The organism is Bradyrhizobium sp. LTSPM299, from assembly GCF_000938235.1.
Lineage (GTDB): Bacteria > Pseudomonadota > Alphaproteobacteria > Rhizobiales > Xanthobacteraceae > Bradyrhizobium.
The window spans coordinates 1-17,812 of sequence record NZ_JYMU01000010.1; the positions used below are offsets into that span (position 1 = coordinate 1).

The following is a 17,812-nucleotide window of genomic DNA, read 5'->3' on the forward strand; positions in this document are numbered from 1 at the left end:
GGACTCTGATGTCCCTAGTCAAGCGCTGAGGGCGCAATTGGTCGCCCTCTTGCTGCCATTCTGGCTTGAGGGTCTGGGCGATAGATCGTGCAGGGGTGAGGGCGGGGACCTGAAGACGTCGGTGATCAAACTCTGATTCGCGGGTTGGGTACCGCATTTCCGTTTGTTCGTCCGGGGCTGTCCCTGTCTAAACGCGGGCATCGATCTTGCGATCGGCCACATAGTCCAAGCGGGAGTTCCCCTGCCGTGGCCCCGCCCTCGCTGCTGCACGATTGATGTTCGATGATGCTCCGCTGTTATTGGGCCGTTGCTACGTGTCAGGGCGGAGGGGTTGTGGGCCGGTCGAGCCCTCATAGCTCGAGCGGTCCATGACCCTGGTCTTTAGTTCGCCGTTGCATGAGATCCCGCGACTTCGCGGTTGATCGCCCAGATGAAGGCCGACAGCTCGCGGGCGATCGCAGTTACCACGATCGTCGGCCGCTTGCCCTTCCGCGTCATTGTCCGGAAGCGGCCACAAAGCCGTATCTGCGCCTTCCAGGCAATCTCGCGGGCCGTTCGTGGTGCGGCCCCGATCCTGGTCTGCATGTCCTTGCTGACGCGGGGTGGGAAACGGTAACTCCACGCAGCCTCGATGAGCAGCCGTCGTGCTCGCGCGTTGCCGGCCTTGGTGATGCCACCCCGCTTGACGTTCTCTCCGGTAGATCTCTCTGACGGGGTAAGGCCAAGATAGGCCATCAACTGGCGGGGGTTCTCGAAGCGCGACAGATCGCCAAGCTCGGCCAGGAACGCGACCGCACCGACCATGTCGACGCCACGCATGGCCTGCACTGCCTCGATGACCGGCGCCAGAGTCCAGTCCGCGACGGCCTCGCGCATGGCCTGCTCCAACCGCTCGATCCGTTCCCGGACCTGTCGTACAGCCAACAACATTTCCTCGAAGGCGATGCGCTGCTCGCGATGCTCAAGCTTGAGGCCGGTGAGCCAGTTGAGGTGCGTCCGCCCCCAGGTTTTCTTGCCCGGATAGTGACGGCCGAGACGCAGCAGTAGCGAGGAGACGTTCTGGCGCTTGACTCTGTAGTCCTTGACCGCGGCGTCGCGAGCCCGCACGAGGTCCCGCATCGCCTCGTGACGCTCATCAGGCACCCAGACCGCCGTCAGCTCACCGGCCCTGAGCAGCTTCACGAGATTGACGGCATCGCGCCGATTGGTTTTGACCCGATCACCTGGCTTGGATGGGATCAGCGACGGTGCCACCACAATGCAGTCATGGCCGATGCTCTTGATCAAGCGGTAGAGACCGTAACCTGTCGGGCCAGCCTCGTAGCAGAACGTCAATCGAGCATGTTTGCTCGCAAGTTTTGCGACGAGCTTGCGTGTCTCGGCTTCAGTATTGTCGATCTCGCCGAGATATCGAATCTCACCGGCTCGACCGGCATCGGCAATCGCCACCGCATTGCGCAATTTCGCAGTGTCCAACGCCACGAATGCTTCGCTATGATGCTCCATGACTCGCCCCTTTGTGTGAGGCTCTACCCGGCCTATCCGGGCAGCCCTCGTCATCACATCGAGGGTGAGTCGCCTTCACATGGAAAGGGACATACGGTCTAAACTGCCCAAGGCTTCGACGAATTGGATTGAAGGGTCCGCGTCGTCCCGTTGGGAAATGTTGAATGATGGTGACGCCCGGCTATACGGTCGCTCGCTTTTCCAGTCGCGATTTGCCGAAGGACGGGCGCGGCAGGGCGATCGAAGAGCTGCATGAACGCGGTCTTCTGGGTTTCAGGTTTTCGCCCTATGGCGAGGCCCTCTCGACGGTTGATTTCGCCAACCGCAGCATGCCCGGGCTTCGTATTGTTACGGGCGCCTACGCTGGCGTCAGCCGCGCGCCCGTGCCGGACCAAGAAAGCCATCTCTACCTTACCCTGACTGTCAGCGGAACGAGCCTGGTTCGTCGGCGCGACCGGGAGGTCGTCCTCAGCGGCGGCGATGCGGTGCTGATGAGCGCTCGGGATGCGCCCTTCACACTCACCTCGCGCGACCGCGTCCGAATCGCGGGAATACGCGTGCCGCGCTCCGCGCTGGCGTCGCTTTTGCCCGGCATCGATGACGCCGTGATGCGCCGGATACCTGGGGACGCAACGGCGCTTAGATTGCTGCGGAAGTATCTCGGAGTTGTAGTCGATGACGACATCTTATCGGACCCCGTCTCGCAGCGCGTCGTCGCCGGTCACCTGTACGATCTGATCGCGATGGCGCTTGGAAGCGAGGACGCAAGCCGGAAGCTTGCCGAAACGACGACCGTCCGCGCGGTCAGGCTGGCAGCGGTCAAGGCCTACGTGCTTGCCAATCTTCACGATGCCGAACTCGGCGTCGCCAAGGTCGCGGCATGCAATTCGATGTCCGAGCGCTATTTGCACAAGCTGTTCCAGAGTGAGCACCTCACCTACTCGGAATTCGTGCTCGGCCAGCGCCTGGCGCGCGCCCACGGCATTTTGAGAAGCCCGCTCTATGATCACTGCAAGATCAGCGTGATCGCGTTCGAACTCGGCTTCAATGACCTGTCCTATTTCAACAGGACATTTCGCCGGCGTTACGGCGCAACCCCGTCCGACGTGAGGGCGAGAGGATACGCCAGCCATTAGCCTGATTATCGGCCGGACCCGACTCCCATAGCTTGGCGGACGTAGAGGCGGCCTTAGTCGTGGCTGCCGATCCGAAGCCGACCAGGAAGAAACGAAGGTGCCGTCCGCGAGGGCTGTGTCCCTTGGGGAAGTGGCGAGAATGCGTCAATGGTCAATGGTTTTCGTGAGTGCGATAAAATCGCGAATCATTTCAATGGAAATTCCGAACGAGGCGTCCGCCTGGGCCGTTCAAGGGCAGAGGGAGCCCGAGAGGGGTGCTCACCTCACTTCGTCGACCGATCCGACGAGACGCGCACCGTCATGACCGGTCACGGTCAGCCACCGTACCATGCCCGGCAGATCATCCGCGATCGCGACGGGCAGGAAATGCTCGGTACGGCCCTGCCTGTTGCTCTCGATCAGCACCTCTCTGACGGCGCCGACCTCCGCCGCAAGCCGCCGCAGCAGCGCGGCTTCGCCTGCCGTGCGCAGACGCTTCGCCCGTTCCTTGATCGCACCGCCCGCAATCTGCGGCATCCGCGCGGCCGGCGTTCCCGGCCGCTTCGAATAGGGAAACACATGCAGGAACGTCAGATCGCATTCCTCAACCAGATCGAGCGAGCGCGAGAACATCTCTTCCGTCTCGGTCGGAAAGCCCGCGATGATGTCGGCGCCGAAGGCGATGTCCGGCCGCAGCCGCCGTAGCTGCGCGCAGAAATCGATCGAATCCTTACGCGAATGCCGGCGTTTCATCCGCTTGAGGATCATGTCGTCGCCGGACTGCAGCGACAGATGCAAATGCGGCATCAGCCGCGAGTCATCGGCGATGACATCGAGCAGATCGCGGTCGGCCTCGATCGAATCGATCGATGAGATGCGCAGTCGCTTCAGCTCGGGCACGTGCCGCAGGATCTGCCTGGTCAACTGGCCGAGCTTCGGCGCACCGGGCAGGTCGGCGCCGTAGCTCGTGAGATCGACGCCGGTCAACACGATCTCGGCATGGCCGCGTTCGACCAGCGTACGGATCTGATCGACCACCGCCCCCATCGGCACCGAGCGCGAATTGCCGCGGCCATACGGGATGATGCAGAAGGTGCAGCGATGATCGCAACCGTTCTGCACCTGCACGAACACCCGCGGCAGGCCGCGCGCGAATCCGTCGAGCAGATGCGGCGCCATCTCGGTCACCGCCATGATGTCGGCGACCGCGACTTTCTCGCTGTTGCCGATGCCGAAGGGTACATCAAACGCAGCACGCGTTGCGCGCCAGGCGTCGCCGCGCATTTTTTCATCGTTGCCGAGAACGCGATCGATCTCGGGCATCCCGGCGAACATCCCGGTCTGCGTCTGCGCCGCACAGCCGGTGACGACGATGCGCGCGGCGGGACGCTCGCGCTTCAGCTGGCGGATCGACTGCCGGGCCTGCGCCACCGCCTCGTTGGTGACGGCGCAACTGTTGATGACGATGGTGTCCACAAGGCCGGCCTGCTCGGCCTCGCGGCGAATCACCTCGGATTCGAATGCGTTGAGGCGGCAGCCAAAGGTCACGATGTCGACAGCCATAACCGATCCCGCGCCCGTTAGGCGACGCTGGCGAACAGCGCCGGGTCGAAGCGGCCTTCATATTCGAATTCGGCGGTGCCGGTCATCAGCACGTGATCGTCGCGCTCGCGCCATTCGAGGTCGAGCTTGCCGCCGGGCAGCGTGATCTCGACGATGCGGTTGGTGCGCTTCAGCCGTGCGGCGGCGACCGCGGTCGCACAGGCCGCCGATCCGCAGGCCCTGGTCAGCCCAGCGCCGCGCTCCCAGGTGCGCATCGTGATGTGGTCGCGATCGACGATATGGGCGAGCGTGATGTTGGCACGTTCCGGGAAGATCGGATGATTTTCCAGAAGCGGCCCGAAGCGCTCGAGGTCGTAGGCATTGATGTCGTCGACCCAGAAGATCGCGTGCGGATTGCCCATGCTGACCACCGACGGCGAGTGTAGCACCGGGTTGTCGATCGGCCCGACCTGCAGCTCAATATAGCGGGTATCGCGAAATTCCTCGGCCAGCGGGATGTCCTGCCAGCCGAACTTCGGCGCCCCCATGTCGACCGTGTAGAGACCCGGCGCCGGCCCCTGCCAGCAATTGAGCAGGCCGGCGCGGGTCTCGAAGGTCGCCGTGGTCTGGCCGGTGCGCTCGAACAGGCGCCGCACCACGCAGCGCATACCGTTGCCGCAGGCGCCAGCTTCCGAGCCGTCATTGTTGTAGATCTTGATGAAGGCCTCGGTGCCCTCGAGCCGCGGCGGCTGCAGCACCATGAGCTGGTCGTAGGGCACGCCGGCGGGCGAGGCCACCGCGCGCGCCTCCTCCGCCGAAACCTGCGCTTTGGAATCGCGCAGATCGACAACGACGATCTCGTTGCCGATGCCGTTCATCTTGGCAAAGGCGTGATTGGCGAGCGTGCTCATGGAATTTCCCAATTTCCGCCCGGTTATATGGCGAGTGATGTCTAATTGGCCAGCCTGCAGGTCGCCATGACGCATCTGTCATGGGACGAAAGCGGAACTTGCGTGTTAGGAATATCGCACCTTGCGGACCGTATGCCGGGACAGATCAAGCGGCCGCACGGCGATGGGGATGGAGAATACCGAATGAACCGAATCAGCACGTTCCGCGCGGCCATGGTCGCGCTGCTCCCTTTGGCCGCGATCGCGCTGACCAGCCCGGCCGCCGCCCAGTCGCCGACCGCCTCGCCGGCGCCCGCAGCTAGCCCGGCGCCGACCCCTGTGCCATCGGCAACCCCGGTCCCGCCGCCGGCCGAGACCAAGTCACCGGCCGACAGCCCCGCCGCGTCGCAGACCCCACCGCCGGCCGCGCCGGTGCAGACCGCTGACCCCTTCGGCGAGCCCATCACGCTGGAGCCGAAAAAGGTCGTCATGCTGAAGGGCAATGCCAATTGGGATGCGGCGTTCGATGCCCTGATCGAGGCGTTCAAGCAACTCACCGCGCAGCTCGGCAAGGAGAGCGTCAAGCCATCAGGCAATCCGATGATCGTCTATACTTCGACCGACGACACCGGCTTCACCTTCATTGCCGAATATCCGGTCGACCAGGACGTGAAGAACCTGGGCAAGGGCATGAGCATGGGTAACTCGCCGGATGGCAAGGCGTTGAAGTTCGTCCATCGCGGCTCCTACGACAACATGGACAACACCTATGAGGCGATCACCAATCACCTCGACGACAAGAAGCTCGAAGCCAAGGACACCTTCATCGAGGAATACATCACCGACCCCCTGAAGACTGCCGAGGACAAGCTTGTGATCAACGTCTACGTCCCCTTGAAGTGAGCCAGATGACCTATCGCGTCCCCTTCGCCGCCGCCCTCATTGTAACCACCCTGCTGGGCGCGCCCGCGCTCGCCGAAAGCGACTTTCCCCCGGCGATTTCGGTCACCGGCGAAGCCAGCGTCTCTGCGCCGCCCGACGAGGCGCAGCTCGATGCTGGCGTCACCACGGACGCCAAGACCGCGCGCGAAGCAGCCGACGCCAACAATGTGACGATGGGCAAGGTGCTGGCCGCGCTGAAGGGCGCGGGGCTCGCGGAGAAGGACTATCAGACCTCGCGGCTGTCATTGCAGCCGCAATTCGCCAACCGCCTCCCATCGTCCCCGAATGCACCGCCCAGCATTGTCGGCTATCACGCGAGCAACCGCGTCACGATCAAGCTGCACGACGTTACCAAGGTTGGGGCTGTTATCGATGTGCTGGTCGGCGCCGGCGCCAATGATATCGGCGGGATCAATTTCTTGGTGTCGCAGGCCTCGAAGCTGCTCGACGACGCACGTGAGAAGGCGATCGCCGACGCCCGCCGCAAGGCTGAGATCTATGCCAAGGCCGCGGGCGTCACGCTCGGAGCGCCCTTGAGCATTTCGGAGGTCGGTTCGGCCCCGATGCCGATGTTCCGCGCCAAGATGGCCACGGCCACATTTGCCGCGCCGACGCCGGTCGCGCAGGGCGAAGAGACGCTCTCGGTGACGGTGAACGTGTCCTGGGCGATCAAGGAGAAATAGCAATCGTCGTCCCGGCGAAGGCCGGGACCCATTACCACCGCTGTCAATTGTTTTGAGGAGCTGAGGCCACAGCGAATTCGAACGTCGCAATCCTGTGGTTGGGTCCCGGCCTTCGCCGGGACGACGCTAAATCTCGAACACCTGGCCCGGCTTCAACGTCGCAAATCTTTCGCGTGGCAGTTTTGCCGCGTCCAGCGCTTCGCCAAGTGCAATCACCGGCGCGTCGATCGCCTCATCGGTCAGTTGAAACGTGCCGTGATGATGCGCCAGCGCCTGCTGCGCCCCGCAATCAGCGAGCGCCTTCACGGCGTCCTCCGGATCCATGTGCTGGTCGCGCATGAACCAGCGCGGCTCGTAGGCACCGATCGGCAGGATCGCGAGCCGCAGCGGGCCGTGCGCGTCGGCGACGCGGCGAAAATGCCCGCCGTCGCCATAGCCGGAATCGCAGACGATGTAGAGCTTGCCGGCCGGCGTCTCGAGCACGAAGCTCGCCCACAGCGCCTTGTTGCGGTCGTACAGGCCGCGCGCCGACCAGTGCCGCGTCGGCACCAGCGTCACCGCAAGCGCGTTGCCGAGCTCGACGCGCTGATGCCAGTCGAACGCCTCGGCTTTGATCGCGGCATCCGCCGCGCTCATCGTGATGTCGTTGCCGAGTGGCGTAATCACACGCGGCGCGAACGCGGCGGTGAGCTTCGAGAGCGTCGCGACGTCGAGATGGTCGTAATGGCCGTGCGACACCAGCACGACATCGATCTTGGGCAATTCCTCAAAGGCAATGCCGGGATCGTTGTGCCGCTTCGGCCCGGCAAAGCTGAACGGCGAGGCGCGCATCGACCACACGGGATCGACCAGGATATTGAGGCCGGCGGTTTGAATCAGCCAGCTGGCGTGCCCGACGAAGGAAAACCGTACCTTGGCGCCGTCGACGCGCGGCGGTGGCGTGTCGGCATAGGGGCTCGGCACCCAATCTGGCCAGGTCGCGCGCTTGCGGCCGCCGCCGAACTGCCAGCGCAGCACCTCGCCGAGCGACTTCGGCGGCGCACCGTCGGGATCGAAGAAGCGCAGGCCATCGAAATGGTCGGAGACGGGGCCGTCATAGGTTTTCATTGATGACATCCAGATCGACGGAACGCCGATCGCCGCGGCGGCTCCGGTTAGCAAAGCGAGAATGTGGCGGCGGGTGATCGGCAAGCGGGTTCCGAGATGACGAGCGGAAGGCCTCGTCTATATGGGTGGCTAGGGTGAATTCGGAACCTGCGCAAGGAAACGCTGTATTTTCAGTGCTTTACCGCCCGATACGAACCGGGCGTGGCCAAACTTTCCTTGACTTTGCCCGCTCGGCGGCGTTTAACCCCGCCACTTCCTCGGAAAGATCCGTCTTTTCGACCCGCCGCCCGGTCCTGGAGACCGGAGGCCAACGCCCGACAGCGCGATGCGCCCTCGGGCGCGAAAGTGTTTGGACCATCGTCTTGGCACAGCGCTGAGGCAACTTATCTGGTCATCACCCGCGAATGCGGGTGATCCAGCATTCCAGAGGCAGCTCGGTTTGAACCGAGGAGCCGCGGCGTACTGGATACCCCGCTTTCGCGGGGTATGACGACAAGTGACTGAAGCGAGCGCTTACGGGCGCAACGAAGGACAACGGCATTGTTCGACAATCTGTCGGAACGGCTTGGTGGCATTCTCGATCGTCTGACGGGGCGCGGTGCGCTGACCGAAAAGGACGTCGATGCCGCGATGCGCGAGGTGCGCCGCGCGCTGCTCGAAGCCGACGTTGCGCTCGAGGTGGTCCAGAGTTTCATCGACCGGGTCCGCGAGCAGGCGATCGGCGCCACCGTCGTCAAGTCGGTCACGCCGGGCCAGATGGTGGTCAAGATCGTCCATGACGAGCTTGTCGCCACGCTCGGCTCGGACGGCCAGACCATCGATATCAATTCGGTGCCGCCGGTTCCGATCATGATGGTCGGTCTGCAAGGCTCCGGCAAAACCACCACCACCGCGAAGCTCGCCCGGCGCATGGTCCAGCGTGACAAGCGCAAGGTGCTGATGGCCTCGCTCGACGTCTATCGCCCGGCGGCGATGGAACAGCTCGCAGTCCTTGGCCGCGACCTCGGCATTCCGACGCTGCCGATCGTTGCCGGCCAGATGCCGCCGCAGATCGCCCGGCGGGCGATCGAGGCCGGCAAGCTCGGCGGCTACGACGTCGTGCTGCTCGACACCGCCGGCCGCACCACGCTCGACGAAGAGATGATGAAGGAGGCGGCCGAGATCAAAGCCGCCGCCAATCCATACGAAGTGCTGCTGGTCGCAGACTCCCTCACCGGCCAGGACGCGGTCAATCTCGCGCGCGCGTTCGATGAGCGCGTCGGACTGACCGGCATCGTGCTGACACGCGTGGACGGCGACGGCCGCGGCGGCGCCGCACTGTCGATGCGCGCAGTCACCGGCAAGCCGATCAAGCTGCTCGGCACCGGCGAAAAGACCGATGCGCTGGAAGATTTCCATCCGAGTCGCATCGCCGGCCGCATCCTCGGCATGGGCGACGTCGTGTCGCTGGTCGAACGCGCGGCAGCGAACATCGACGCCGAAAAGGCCGCGCGCACCGCCGAGCGGATGCGCAAGGGTCAGTTCGACCTCAACGACATGCGCGAACAGCTGCAGCAGATGGCCAATATGGGCGGCATCGGCGGGCTGATGGGCATGATGCCCGGCATCGCCAAGATGAAGAACCAGATCGCGGCGGCCGGCATCGACGACAAGATCATCAAGCGCCAGGTCGCGGTCATTGATTCGATGACGCGACAGGAGCGCAAGAATCCTGACGTCCTGAAGGCCAGCCGCAAGAAGCGCATCGCGGCGGGTGCCGGCCAGAGCGTCGAGCAGGTCAACAAACTCCTGAAGATGCACCGGAACATGGCCGACATGATGAAAGCCATGGGCTCCGGCAAGCGCGGCCCGCTCGCCGGCATCGCGCAGGCGATGGGCTTTGGCGGCGGCATGAAGCCGCCCTCGGCCGACGAGATGAAAGCTCTCGCCGACAAGATGCAGGGTGGCGGCGGCGGATTGCCGAACCTGCCGAAGGATCTTCCCGCCGGCCTGCGCGGCGGCTTGCCGAACGTGCCGGGGCTCACAGGCCTCAGCGGCAAGCCGATGCTGCCGGGCCTCGGTGGCTTCCCGGGCAAGAAGAAATGAGGAATTCGCCGCAACGGATCACAAGCATTCCGCGCGGCGCGGAATACCAGTCAACCGAACAAACCGTACTTTGAAGGAGAACTCAATGTCAGTCGTTATCCGCCTCGCGCGCGCAGGCACCAAGAAGCGTCCGGTCTATCACGTCGTCGTCGCCGACTCGCGTTTTCCGCGCGATGGCCGCTTCATCGAGCGTCTCGGCCACTTCAATCCGCTGTTGCCGAAGGACAATGACGCGCGCCTGAAGCTCGACATGGACAAGGTGAAGGCCTGGCTCGCCAAGGGCGCGCAGCCGTCGGATCGCGTGACCCGTTTCCTCGACGCCGCCGGTGTCGTGAAGCGCCCCGCGCGTAACAACCCGGAAAAGGCCGTGCCGCGCAAGGAGCGCAAGGCCAACGCCGAAGCCGCCGCCAAGGCGTAAGCTGAACGGCTGTTGCGGTGACCACACCGATTTGTGTCGCCCGTATCGGCGCTGCGCATGGCGTGCGCGGCGCCGTCAGGCTTTGGACCTTCACCGAAGATCCGCTGGCCGTGAAGGACTACGGCCCGCTGACGACCAAGGACGGCGCGCGGCAGTTCGAAGTGACGCATGCGCGCCAAGCCAAGGATCACCTGGTGGCAACGCTGAAGGGCGTTGCCACGCGCGAAGATGCCGAACGGCTCAATGGCATCGAACTCTATATCCCGCGCGATCGGCTGCCACAGACCGACGACGACGAATATTATCATGCTGACCTGATCGGACTCGCCGCGGTGACGACGACGGATCAGCCGCTCGGCAAGGTGATCGCGATCCACAATTTCGGCGCCGGCAACATCATCGAGATCGCCCCGCCGCAAGGCGCGACGATGCTGCTGCCATTCACCAATGCCGTGGTGCCATCAGTCGATCTCGCCGGCGGCCGCGTGGTGATTGAGTTGCCGCAGGAAGTTGACGGCGACAACCCGTCCGCGGCCTGATCGAAGCACCGGCCTTCATGCCATCATCCGGCCCTGCTGCTCGAGCCAGTCGCAGAACACCGCGCTATGCAGATCGCCGCTGCGGCCTGCCGGAAAATAAGCGAAGTAGCTCCGTGCCGGCAGGCTAACGTTCGGAAACGGCGTTACCAGGCGCCCGGCCGCGAGATCGTCTGATATCAACGCCGTCGGCCCCATCGCGACGCCGAGACCGTCGAGCGCGGCCTGAATGGTCAGATAGAAATGATCGAACGTCAGCGACGCCGCCGGCTCCAATGCGGATTGTCCGGCCTCCGCGAGCCAGTCGCGCCACAGCCGCGGCATCGACGTGACGTGCAGCAGCGTATGCCTGGAGAGGTCTGCGACCTCGGCCAGCCGCAGTTGCGCTGATAGCGACGGGCTGCAGACCGGCAGCCGGCGCTCCGAGACCAGGAAGCGCGATGAGAAGCCGTGAAAGGTGTCGGGGCCGCCGCGGATCACCACATCGAACGGATCAGGCAGCGCATCGACCGGATCGTTCGATGTGCTCAGGCGCACCTCGATATCCGGATGTTCGACGCGAAACCGGCTCATCCGCGGCAGCAGCCAGCGCAGGCTGAATGTCGCGAGCGCATTGACGCGCAACACGGCGACCGGCGCGTCGCCGCGCCGCTCGCGGTGCTGCTGCACGGCAGCCGAGATCCGATCGAGTGCCGGACCGAACTCCGCCAGCAACGCCGCGCCCGCCGGCGTCAGCATCACGCGCCGGACCGATCGCCGAAACAGCGATGGCGCCCCCAGCCACTCCTCCAGCAGGCGGATCTGCTGACTGACGGCACCATGGGTCACGCTGAGTTCGGCCGCGGCTTCTTTGAAGCTGCCGAGGCGCGCGGCGGCTTCAAAGGTACGGACCGCATTGAGCGGCGGCAGGCTGCGGCGCGGGACGAACATGACCCAATATGCCAGATTTTCTAACGCATGATCCGATTATTACTGATTTGTGACAGGAATATCCAGGGAACATAATGGCTCCAAGGCATTCACTCTGCTTCCCTTTTCAAGGATCGAGGCCGATGCACCGCAATCCCATCTTCAGATTTACTACCTCCGGGCGGCAGCAATGAGCGAGTCTGCAGTAGCCGACGCGCCCCAGTCGGACCGCACCCGGGCGGCGCGCACGCTTACGGTTACCGGCCTGAACCACGCGCTCCACGACGGCTATACCGATCTGGTCTACGTGCTGCTGCCGATCTGGCAGACCGATTTCGCCCTGAGTTATGGGCTGCTCGCCCTGCTGCGCGGGCTGTATGCCGGCACCATGGCCGGGCTGCAGATCCCGGTCGGGCGCGTCGCCGAGCGGATCGACGGTAAGATCATCCTGATCGCAGGCACGGCGCTCTCGGCACTCGGCTATTTCTTTGCCGGGCTATCGGGCGGCGTCATCGGATTGGGCCTGGCGCTCGCGTTGTCGGGCGCCGGCTCGAGCACCCAGCACCCGATCGCATCCGCCGCCGTGTCGCGCGCCTATGGCAACGCGGCACGGGGGCCGCTCGGCATCTACAATTTCACCGGCGATCTCGGAAAGGCCGCGATCCCTGCACTGACCTCGGTCCTGCTGGTGATCATGTCATGGCGGCACACGCTGCTTTTGCTGGCCGTCGCGGGCTTGCTTGTCGCGATCTGCATTGCGCTGTGGATGCCGTCGGTCGGCAAGGGAAACACGCGCAAGACGACCGCTGCATCGCGCGGTGCGGGAGCCGGCGGGCGCGGCTTTCATTGGCTGCTTGCGATCGGAATCCTCGACACCGCGGTCAGGATGGGCTTCCTCACCTTCCTGCCGTTCCTGCTGCGCGACAAAGGCGCATCGCTGCCAACCAACGGCTTCGCGCTGGCGCTCGTCTTCATCGGCGGCGCGGCCGGCAAGTTCAGCTGCGGCTGGCTCGGCGAACGGGTCGGCACCCTGCGCACAGTACTCATCACCGAAGGCGGAACGGCGGCGCTGATTCTCAGCGTGCTCGCACTGCCGCTCATCCCCGCGATCGTCCTGCTGCCGTTGCTCGGGGTGATGCTCAACGGCACATCCTCCGTGCTCTATGGGACGGTGCCCGAGCTCACGCCGCCTCACCAGACTGAACGTGCCTTCGCGCTGTTCTACACCGGCACCATCGGATCGGGTGCGATCGCGCCGGTGATCTATGGCCTGCTCGGCGACACGCTCGGCCCGACGCTCGCGACCGCCGCGACGGCGATCACGGCGCTTGCGATTTGCCCGCTTGCCATCGCGCTGGCGCGGCATCTCGCCGCTGAAGCTAGCCCCGGTCGCGCCGGCGCCTGACGGCCATCGTACAAAATTGCACCGGCAGGCTGGCGTGGTCCCGGCTTCGGAATACATAGATCCGCAACGAAAAAGTCCCGGGTCACATTTCCCTTGCCGGGACGACCAACGCGAAAGCAAGACGATGACAAGCACCCACAAGGCCTGGCGACTGCACGCGCATAACGATCTCCGCTTCGACGATGTCGAAACGCCCAGGCCTGCGCCCGATGGCGTCGTGGTCAGGATCGAAGCCGGCATGGTGCTGTCCTACACCGGAAAGGTGCTGTCGGGATTGGTGCCCTACAGCCTGCCGCCGATGCCGTTCGTACCGGGCACCAACGCGATCGCGCGTGTCGTCGCTGCGGGCGAGAACGTCACGCATGTCCGGAACGGCGACCGTGTCTTCCTCAGCCCGCATCTGCGCGGCGACGTGCCGGATCGCGATCCGCCGCAAATCCTGATCGGGCTCACGGCAACAGTGACGACACCGGAAGCCCTGGCACTGCAAACGCGATGGCGCGACGGCGTGTTCGCGGAGATCGCGCATTGGCCAGCCGCCTGCGTCACCCCGCTTGCCAATCTCGACGACAAGCCGGCCACCGAACTGATCGGACTGGCAAAGCTGATCGTGCCGTTCGGCGGACTGCAGCGCACCGGCCTGCGCGGCGGCCACACCATCATCATCAATGGCGCGACCGGCTATTTCGGCTCGGGCGCGGTGATGCTCGCGGTCGCTATGGGCGCCGGCCGCGTCGTTGCGGTCGGACGCAATCAGGCAGCGCTCGAGCATTTGCGCGATGCCTTCGGCCCGCGCGTCATTCCTGCTGTCGTCACCGGCGATGCGGCGAGCGATCTGCCGATCATCCGCCGCGCCGCCGGCGGAGCTGCGGATGTCGCGCTCGATCTGCTCGGCGCTGCGAAGAGCACATCGACGACGTTATCGAGCCTGCGCGCGCTCCGGCGCGGCGGCCGGATGGTGCTGATGGGCAGCGCCGAGGCGCCGCTCGAACTCTCCTTCCGCGAGATGCTCGCGAATGACTGGGAAGTGGTCGGCCAGTTCATGTACGACCGAACGGCGCCGGGCCAGCTTGCGGCACTGGCCGCCGAAGGCCTGCTGGATTTGCGCAAGATCAACGTTGCGACGTTCAAGCTCGCCGACTTCCGCCGTGCGGTCGACGCCGCCGCCATGATGCAGAGCCTCGACCTGACGGCCGTGGTGCCGTAACCAGAGGCCATGACATCTGAGCCGACACCATGGCGCGCGACCGTGCTGACCCTATTCCCGGATATGTTTCCGGGGCCGCTTGGGGTGAGCCTGGCCGGCAAGGCGCTGGCGGGCGGCCTTTGGGCGCTGGAAGCGCGTGACATCAGGGCTTCCGCGATCGACAGACATCGTAGCGTCGACGACACGCCGGCCGGTGGCGGTCCCGGGATGGTGCTGCGCGCCGATGTCCTGGCTGCGGCGATTGATGAGGCGGCCATCGCGTCCGATCGCCCGCGCCTCCTGATGAGCCCCCGCGGTCGGCCATTGACCCAATCGCAGGTCGTGGACCTCGCGGCAGGACCCGGCCCCCTGATCGTCTGCGGCCGCTTCGAGGGCATCGACCAGCGGGTCATCGAGGCCCGCGGCCTCGAGGAGGTCTCGATCGGCGACTACGTGCTGTCCGGCGGCGAAATCGCCGCGATGGCCCTGATCGACGCCTGCGTCCGGCTTTTGCCGGGGGTGATGGGCAAACAGGCCTCGGGAACCGAGGAAAGCTTCTCCGAAGGACTACTGGAATACCCCCAATACACCCGTCCACAGGAGTTTGAGGGCCGTCAGATCCCTGAAATCCTCATTTCCGGCGATCATGCCAAGGTCGCGGCCTGGCGGTTGGCCCAATCCGAGGCCCTGACCCAGACCCGCAGGCCGGACCTCTGGGCCAGAAAAGCGGTCCAGCGAGGGACAAAAAGCACGACAGACGGGTGACAAACCCTGCGCTTTGCCTTATACGACCGCCAAATCCGCACAATACGCGCAGGATAGATGGACGTTTGCGCAGCCCGCGCAGGCTGGGCGCGCCGCCGATGGAGATTTCGATGAACCTCATTCAGCAGCTCGAAAAAGAGCAGTTCGACAAGCTCGCCGCCACCAAGGACATCCCGGAGTTCGGGCCCGGCGATACCGTGATCGTCAACGTCAAGGTGGTCGAAGGCGAACGGACCCGCGTGCAGGCCTATGAAGGCGTCTGCATCGGCCGCTCCGGCCAGGGCCTCAACGAGAGCTTCACCGTGCGCAAGATCTCCTATGGCGAAGGCGTCGAGCGCGTCTTCCCGGTGATGTCGCCGATGATCGACTCGATCAAGGTTGTGCGCCGCGGCAAGGTCCGTCGCGCCAAGCTCTATTACCTCCGCAATCTGCGCGGCAAGTCGGCCCGCATCGTCGAGAAGAAGCAGGACCGCCCGACGGCCGTCGGCGAGTAATTCGTCCCTTTCAGGATGAGACCAAAAGCGCGGGCCTGCCCGCGCTTTTTTGTTGCGGCATACCTATCTGCCGTAGAGCCCCGCAGATCGATTGATTGTCGCGGGCATCAGCCCTGTGTTAGAAATTTAGAATGGTTCCGGATCAAGCAAGCCAGCCCTGCCAGCGCGTCGTGATCGACGATCGCTCGCGGTTGCCTGGCCGGTTCTTCGGACGCTTTGCGACGTCGGCGACGTCGGAGCTTACGCCCGCAGCGTGAAGCTGCCCGGACGCTTTCGCCTGCTCGCGCATCATCGCGCTCAAAGCCATCAACCACTGAATTTCTTCTGGAGCCGACGCTCATGTCCAACCCGACCACACTGTACGACAAGATCTGGAACGACCATCTGGTGCACGAAGCCGAGGACGGCACCTGCCTCCTGTATATCGACCGCCATCTGGTGCACGAGGTGACCTCGCCGCAGGCGTTCGAAGGCCTGCGCGCCACCGGCCGCAAGGTGCACGCGCCGGAGAAGACGCTGGCCGTCGTCGACCACAACATCCCGACCACCGACCGTTCGAAGCCGAACCCCGATCCTGAAAGCATCGAGCAGATGCGGGTGATGGCTGACAATGCCAAGGAATTCGGCATCGAGTATTTCAACGAGTTCGACAAGCGCCAGGGCATCGTCCACGTCATCGGCCCGGAGCAGGGCTTTACGCTGCCCGGCACCACCATCGTCTGCGGTGACAGCCACACCTCGACGCATGGCGCGTTCGGCGCGCTCGCCCACGGCATCGGCACATCTGAGGTCGAGCACGTGCTCGCGACGCAGACGCTGATCCAGAAGAAGGCCAAGAACATGCGCGCGGTCGTCGACGGCAAATTGCCCGACGGCGTCACCGGCAAGGATATCATCCTGGCGATCATCGGCGAGATCGGCACCGCCGGCGGCACCGGCTACGTGCTGGAATATGCCGGCGAGGCGATCCGCGCGCTCTCGATGGAAGGCCGCATGACGGTCTGCAACATGTCGATCGAAGGCGGCGCCCGTGCCGGCCTGATCGCGCCGGACGAAAAGGCATTCGAGTTTTTGAAGGGCCGCCCGAAGTCGCCGAAGGGCGAAGCGTGGGACGCCGCGATGCGCTATTGGGACACGCTGCGTTCCGATCAGGGCGCGCATTTCGATCACGAGCTGCGGCTGGATGCGGCAAAGCTGCCGCCGATCGTGACCTGGGGCACCTCGCCCGAGGACGTGGTGTCGATCGCAGGCTTCGTGCCGGATCCCGACAAGATTGCGGACGAGGCCAAGCGGCTCTCCAAGCATCGCGCGCTGAAATATATGGGGCTGACCGCGGGCACGAAGATCACCGACATCAAGCTCGATCGCGTCTTCATCGGCTCCTGCACCAACGGCCGCATCGAGGATCTGCGCGCCGCCGCCAAGATCGCCGAGGGCAAGACCGTCAACGCTCACGTCAATGCGATGATCGTGCCGGGTTCGGGCATCGTGAAGGAACAGGCGGAAGCCGAAGGCCTCGACAAGATCTTCATCAAGGCCGGCTTCGAATGGCGCGAGCCGGGTTGCTCGATGTGCCTCGCGATGAACCCGGACAAGCTGGCGCCGGAAGAGCGTTGCGCTTCGACCTCGAACCGCAACTTCGAAGGCCGGCAGGGCTTCAAGGGCCGCACCCACCTGGTATCGCCCGCAATGGCCGCAGCCGCCGCGATCGCCGGACACTTCGTCGACGTCCGGGAGTGGCGATAAGCGATCGCTCTTGTCTCAAGCTCGAGCCGTTCCGGAAACGGCTCGTTAAGGGCTGGCACGCACACTGGCTCCTGGCGGAAACGAGCTTTCGCGAGGAGCCGGACGTGGCCGATAAACCCGAATTCGTCGACATGATCCGCGAGGCGACGCAGCAGAAGCGCCGCCGCGCCGGACCGCGCATCATCGATCCGCTCCCCGACGTGAAAGAAACCTCGCGCCTCAGCCATTGGCCGCCGGACCGCTGGACGCAATGGCGAATGGAAAACCTGACGCCGTGGAAGCTGAAGCCATGGCGGGTCAAGGACTGGGACTAAATCAACGCGGCTTGACCTAACGAAACGGGCGCCGAATGGCGCCCGTCGTCGTACGACACCCGCGTCAGGTCGACGCGCCCAGAGCCATCGGCTCTGGCGTGAACCCTTTGCTAAGGGTTGGTCCGTAAGGTTAACCGATAATCAATCAGAAAATTCAGGACCTTCTTCC

General features: G+C 64.5%; 18 protein-coding genes. 12 read left to right on the top strand and 6 right to left on the bottom strand.

All coding sequences use genetic code 11. The features are described from left to right. Positions 1-381 precede the first annotated feature (381 nt). Entirely contained in the window at positions 382-1,506 is a 1,125-nt protein-coding gene (locus tag UP10_RS07330; protein ID WP_044586661.1) for an IS110 family RNA-guided transposase, read from the bottom strand. A 164-nt stretch (positions 1,507-1,670) separates the two neighbouring features. On the opposite strand from UP10_RS07330, the gene UP10_RS07335 reads away from it, so the two are divergent. After that, positions 1,671-2,642 carry a helix-turn-helix domain-containing protein gene (locus UP10_RS07335; protein WP_050043582.1) on the top strand — a complete coding sequence of 324 codons (972 nt, stop codon included), beginning with the start codon at positions 1,671-1,673 and terminating at the stop codon, positions 2,640-2,642. Positions 2,643-2,900: 258 nt separating this feature from the next. On the opposite strand, the gene mtaB is transcribed toward UP10_RS07335, so the two are convergent. Together mtaB and dapF are read right to left on the bottom strand one after the other, a co-directional pair. Continuing rightward, positions 2,901-4,184 (bottom strand): tRNA (N(6)-L-threonylcarbamoyladenosine(37)-C(2))-methylthiotransferase MtaB, encoded by a 1,284-nt coding sequence (gene mtaB / locus UP10_RS07340; RefSeq protein ID WP_044586711.1) that lies wholly within the window; start codon positions 4,182-4,184, stop codon positions 2,901-2,903. A 17-nt stretch (positions 4,185-4,201) separates the two neighbouring features. Further along, on the bottom strand, positions 4,202-5,074 hold the full coding sequence (gene dapF / locus UP10_RS07345) for a diaminopimelate epimerase (protein ID WP_044586712.1): 873 nt from the start codon (positions 5,072-5,074) through the stop codon (positions 4,202-4,204). A 183-nt stretch (positions 5,075-5,257) separates the two neighbouring features. Between dapF and UP10_RS07350 the strand changes: the two genes are divergently transcribed. Beyond that, a complete protein-coding gene (locus tag UP10_RS07350; RefSeq protein WP_044586713.1) occupies positions 5,258-5,956 on the top strand; it encodes a GyrI-like domain-containing protein in 699 nt (232 codons plus the stop codon). A 5-nt stretch (positions 5,957-5,961) separates the two neighbouring features. After that, the gene (locus UP10_RS07355; protein ID WP_044586800.1) at positions 5,962-6,678 is read left to right on the top strand and encodes an SIMPL domain-containing protein; all 717 of its coding nucleotides are present in this window, start codon (positions 5,962-5,964) and stop codon (positions 6,676-6,678) included. Between the two features lie 126 nt (positions 6,679-6,804). On the opposite strand, the gene UP10_RS07360 is transcribed toward UP10_RS07355, so the two are convergent. After that, positions 6,805-7,869 (bottom strand): MBL fold metallo-hydrolase, encoded by a 1,065-nt coding sequence (locus UP10_RS07360; RefSeq protein WP_044586714.1) that lies wholly within the window; start codon positions 7,867-7,869, stop codon positions 6,805-6,807. Positions 7,870-8,325: 456 nt separating this feature from the next. Here UP10_RS07360 and ffh point away from each other — a divergent pair, with 456 nt between their 5' ends. From ffh to rimM, 3 genes are all read left to right on the top strand, one after another. Then, the gene (ffh, locus tag UP10_RS07365; protein ID WP_044586715.1) at positions 8,326-9,870 is read left to right on the top strand and encodes a signal recognition particle protein; all 1,545 of its coding nucleotides are present in this window, start codon (positions 8,326-8,328) and stop codon (positions 9,868-9,870) included. Positions 9,871-9,955: 85 nt separating this feature from the next. Beyond that, a complete protein-coding gene (gene rpsP, locus UP10_RS07370; RefSeq protein ID WP_044586716.1) occupies positions 9,956-10,288 on the top strand; it encodes a 30S ribosomal protein S16 in 333 nt (110 codons plus the stop codon). 17 nt (positions 10,289-10,305) lie between these two features. Next, positions 10,306-10,827 carry a ribosome maturation factor RimM gene (rimM, locus tag UP10_RS07375; RefSeq protein ID WP_044586717.1) on the top strand — a complete coding sequence of 174 codons (522 nt, stop codon included), beginning with the start codon at positions 10,306-10,308 and terminating at the stop codon, positions 10,825-10,827. A gap of 15 nt (positions 10,828-10,842) precedes the next feature. On the opposite strand, the gene UP10_RS07380 is transcribed toward rimM, so the two are convergent. Continuing rightward, a complete protein-coding gene (locus tag UP10_RS07380) occupies positions 10,843-11,754 on the bottom strand; it encodes a LysR substrate-binding domain-containing protein (protein WP_044586718.1) in 912 nt (303 codons plus the stop codon). 169 nt (positions 11,755-11,923) lie between these two features. Between UP10_RS07380 and UP10_RS07385 the strand changes: the two genes are divergently transcribed. The 4 genes from UP10_RS07385 (at position 11,924) to rplS (ending at position 15,583) form a co-directional block, all read left to right on the top strand. Continuing rightward, a complete protein-coding gene (locus tag UP10_RS07385; RefSeq protein WP_044586719.1) occupies positions 11,924-13,138 on the top strand; it encodes an MFS transporter in 1,215 nt (404 codons plus the stop codon). 124 nt (positions 13,139-13,262) lie between these two features. Then, positions 13,263-14,345 carry a zinc-binding dehydrogenase gene (locus tag UP10_RS07390; protein ID WP_044586720.1) on the top strand — a complete coding sequence of 361 codons (1,083 nt, stop codon included), beginning with the start codon at positions 13,263-13,265 and terminating at the stop codon, positions 14,343-14,345. Between the two features lie 9 nt (positions 14,346-14,354). Further along, positions 14,355-15,089 carry a tRNA (guanosine(37)-N1)-methyltransferase TrmD gene (gene trmD, locus UP10_RS07395; protein WP_044586721.1) on the top strand — a complete coding sequence of 245 codons (735 nt, stop codon included), beginning with the start codon at positions 14,355-14,357 and terminating at the stop codon, positions 15,087-15,089. Between the two features lie 110 nt (positions 15,090-15,199). Next, positions 15,200-15,583 carry a 50S ribosomal protein L19 gene (rplS, locus tag UP10_RS07400; protein ID WP_044539666.1) on the top strand — a complete coding sequence of 128 codons (384 nt, stop codon included), beginning with the start codon at positions 15,200-15,202 and terminating at the stop codon, positions 15,581-15,583. Between the two features lie 142 nt (positions 15,584-15,725). On the opposite strand, the gene UP10_RS45155 is transcribed toward rplS, so the two are convergent. Next, on the bottom strand, positions 15,726-15,890 hold the full coding sequence (locus UP10_RS45155; RefSeq protein WP_197082692.1) for a hypothetical protein: 165 nt from the start codon (positions 15,888-15,890) through the stop codon (positions 15,726-15,728). A 32-nt stretch (positions 15,891-15,922) separates the two neighbouring features. On the opposite strand from UP10_RS45155, the gene leuC reads away from it, so the two are divergent. Further along, positions 15,923-17,329: a 3-isopropylmalate dehydratase large subunit gene (gene leuC / locus UP10_RS07405; RefSeq protein WP_044586722.1), complete on the top strand. Its 1,407-nt coding sequence runs from the start codon at positions 15,923-15,925 to the stop codon at positions 17,327-17,329. A gap of 104 nt (positions 17,330-17,433) precedes the next feature. Then, entirely contained in the window at positions 17,434-17,643 is a 210-nt protein-coding gene (locus UP10_RS07410; RefSeq protein ID WP_044539636.1) for a hypothetical protein, read from the top strand. Positions 17,644-17,812 lie beyond the last annotated feature (169 nt).

Bases quoted from the DNA above. Each gene is read 5' to 3' on its own strand.
- dapF (WP_044586712.1), bottom strand. From the start codon at position 5,074: ATGAGCACGCTCGCCAATCACGCCTTTGCCAAGATGAACGGCATCGGC.
- rplS (WP_044539666.1), top strand. From the start codon at position 15,200: ATGAACCTCATTCAGCAGCTCGAAAAAGAGCAGTTCGACAAGCTCGCC.
- rpsP (WP_044586716.1), top strand. From the start codon at position 9,956: ATGTCAGTCGTTATCCGCCTCGCGCGCGCAGGCACCAAGAAGCGTCCG.
- UP10_RS45155 (WP_197082692.1), bottom strand. From the start codon at position 15,890: ATGGCTTTGAGCGCGATGATGCGCGAGCAGGCGAAAGCGTCCGGGCAG.
- UP10_RS07385 (WP_044586719.1), top strand. From the start codon at position 11,924: ATGAGCGAGTCTGCAGTAGCCGACGCGCCCCAGTCGGACCGCACCCGG.
- UP10_RS07355 (WP_044586800.1), top strand. From the start codon at position 5,962: ATGACCTATCGCGTCCCCTTCGCCGCCGCCCTCATTGTAACCACCCTG.
- leuC (WP_044586722.1), top strand. From the start codon at position 15,923: ATGTCCAACCCGACCACACTGTACGACAAGATCTGGAACGACCATCTG.
- mtaB (WP_044586711.1), bottom strand. From the start codon at position 4,184: ATGGCTGTCGACATCGTGACCTTTGGCTGCCGCCTCAACGCATTCGAA.
- UP10_RS07330 (WP_044586661.1), bottom strand. From the start codon at position 1,506: ATGGAGCATCATAGCGAAGCATTCGTGGCGTTGGACACTGCGAAATTG.
- trmD (WP_044586721.1), top strand. From the start codon at position 14,355: ATGACATCTGAGCCGACACCATGGCGCGCGACCGTGCTGACCCTATTC.
- UP10_RS07380 (WP_044586718.1), bottom strand. From the start codon at position 11,754: ATGTTCGTCCCGCGCCGCAGCCTGCCGCCGCTCAATGCGGTCCGTACC.
- UP10_RS07390 (WP_044586720.1), top strand. From the start codon at position 13,263: ATGACAAGCACCCACAAGGCCTGGCGACTGCACGCGCATAACGATCTC.
- UP10_RS07335 (WP_050043582.1), top strand. From the start codon at position 1,671: ATGATGGTGACGCCCGGCTATACGGTCGCTCGCTTTTCCAGTCGCGAT.
- UP10_RS07350 (WP_044586713.1), top strand. From the start codon at position 5,258: ATGAACCGAATCAGCACGTTCCGCGCGGCCATGGTCGCGCTGCTCCCT.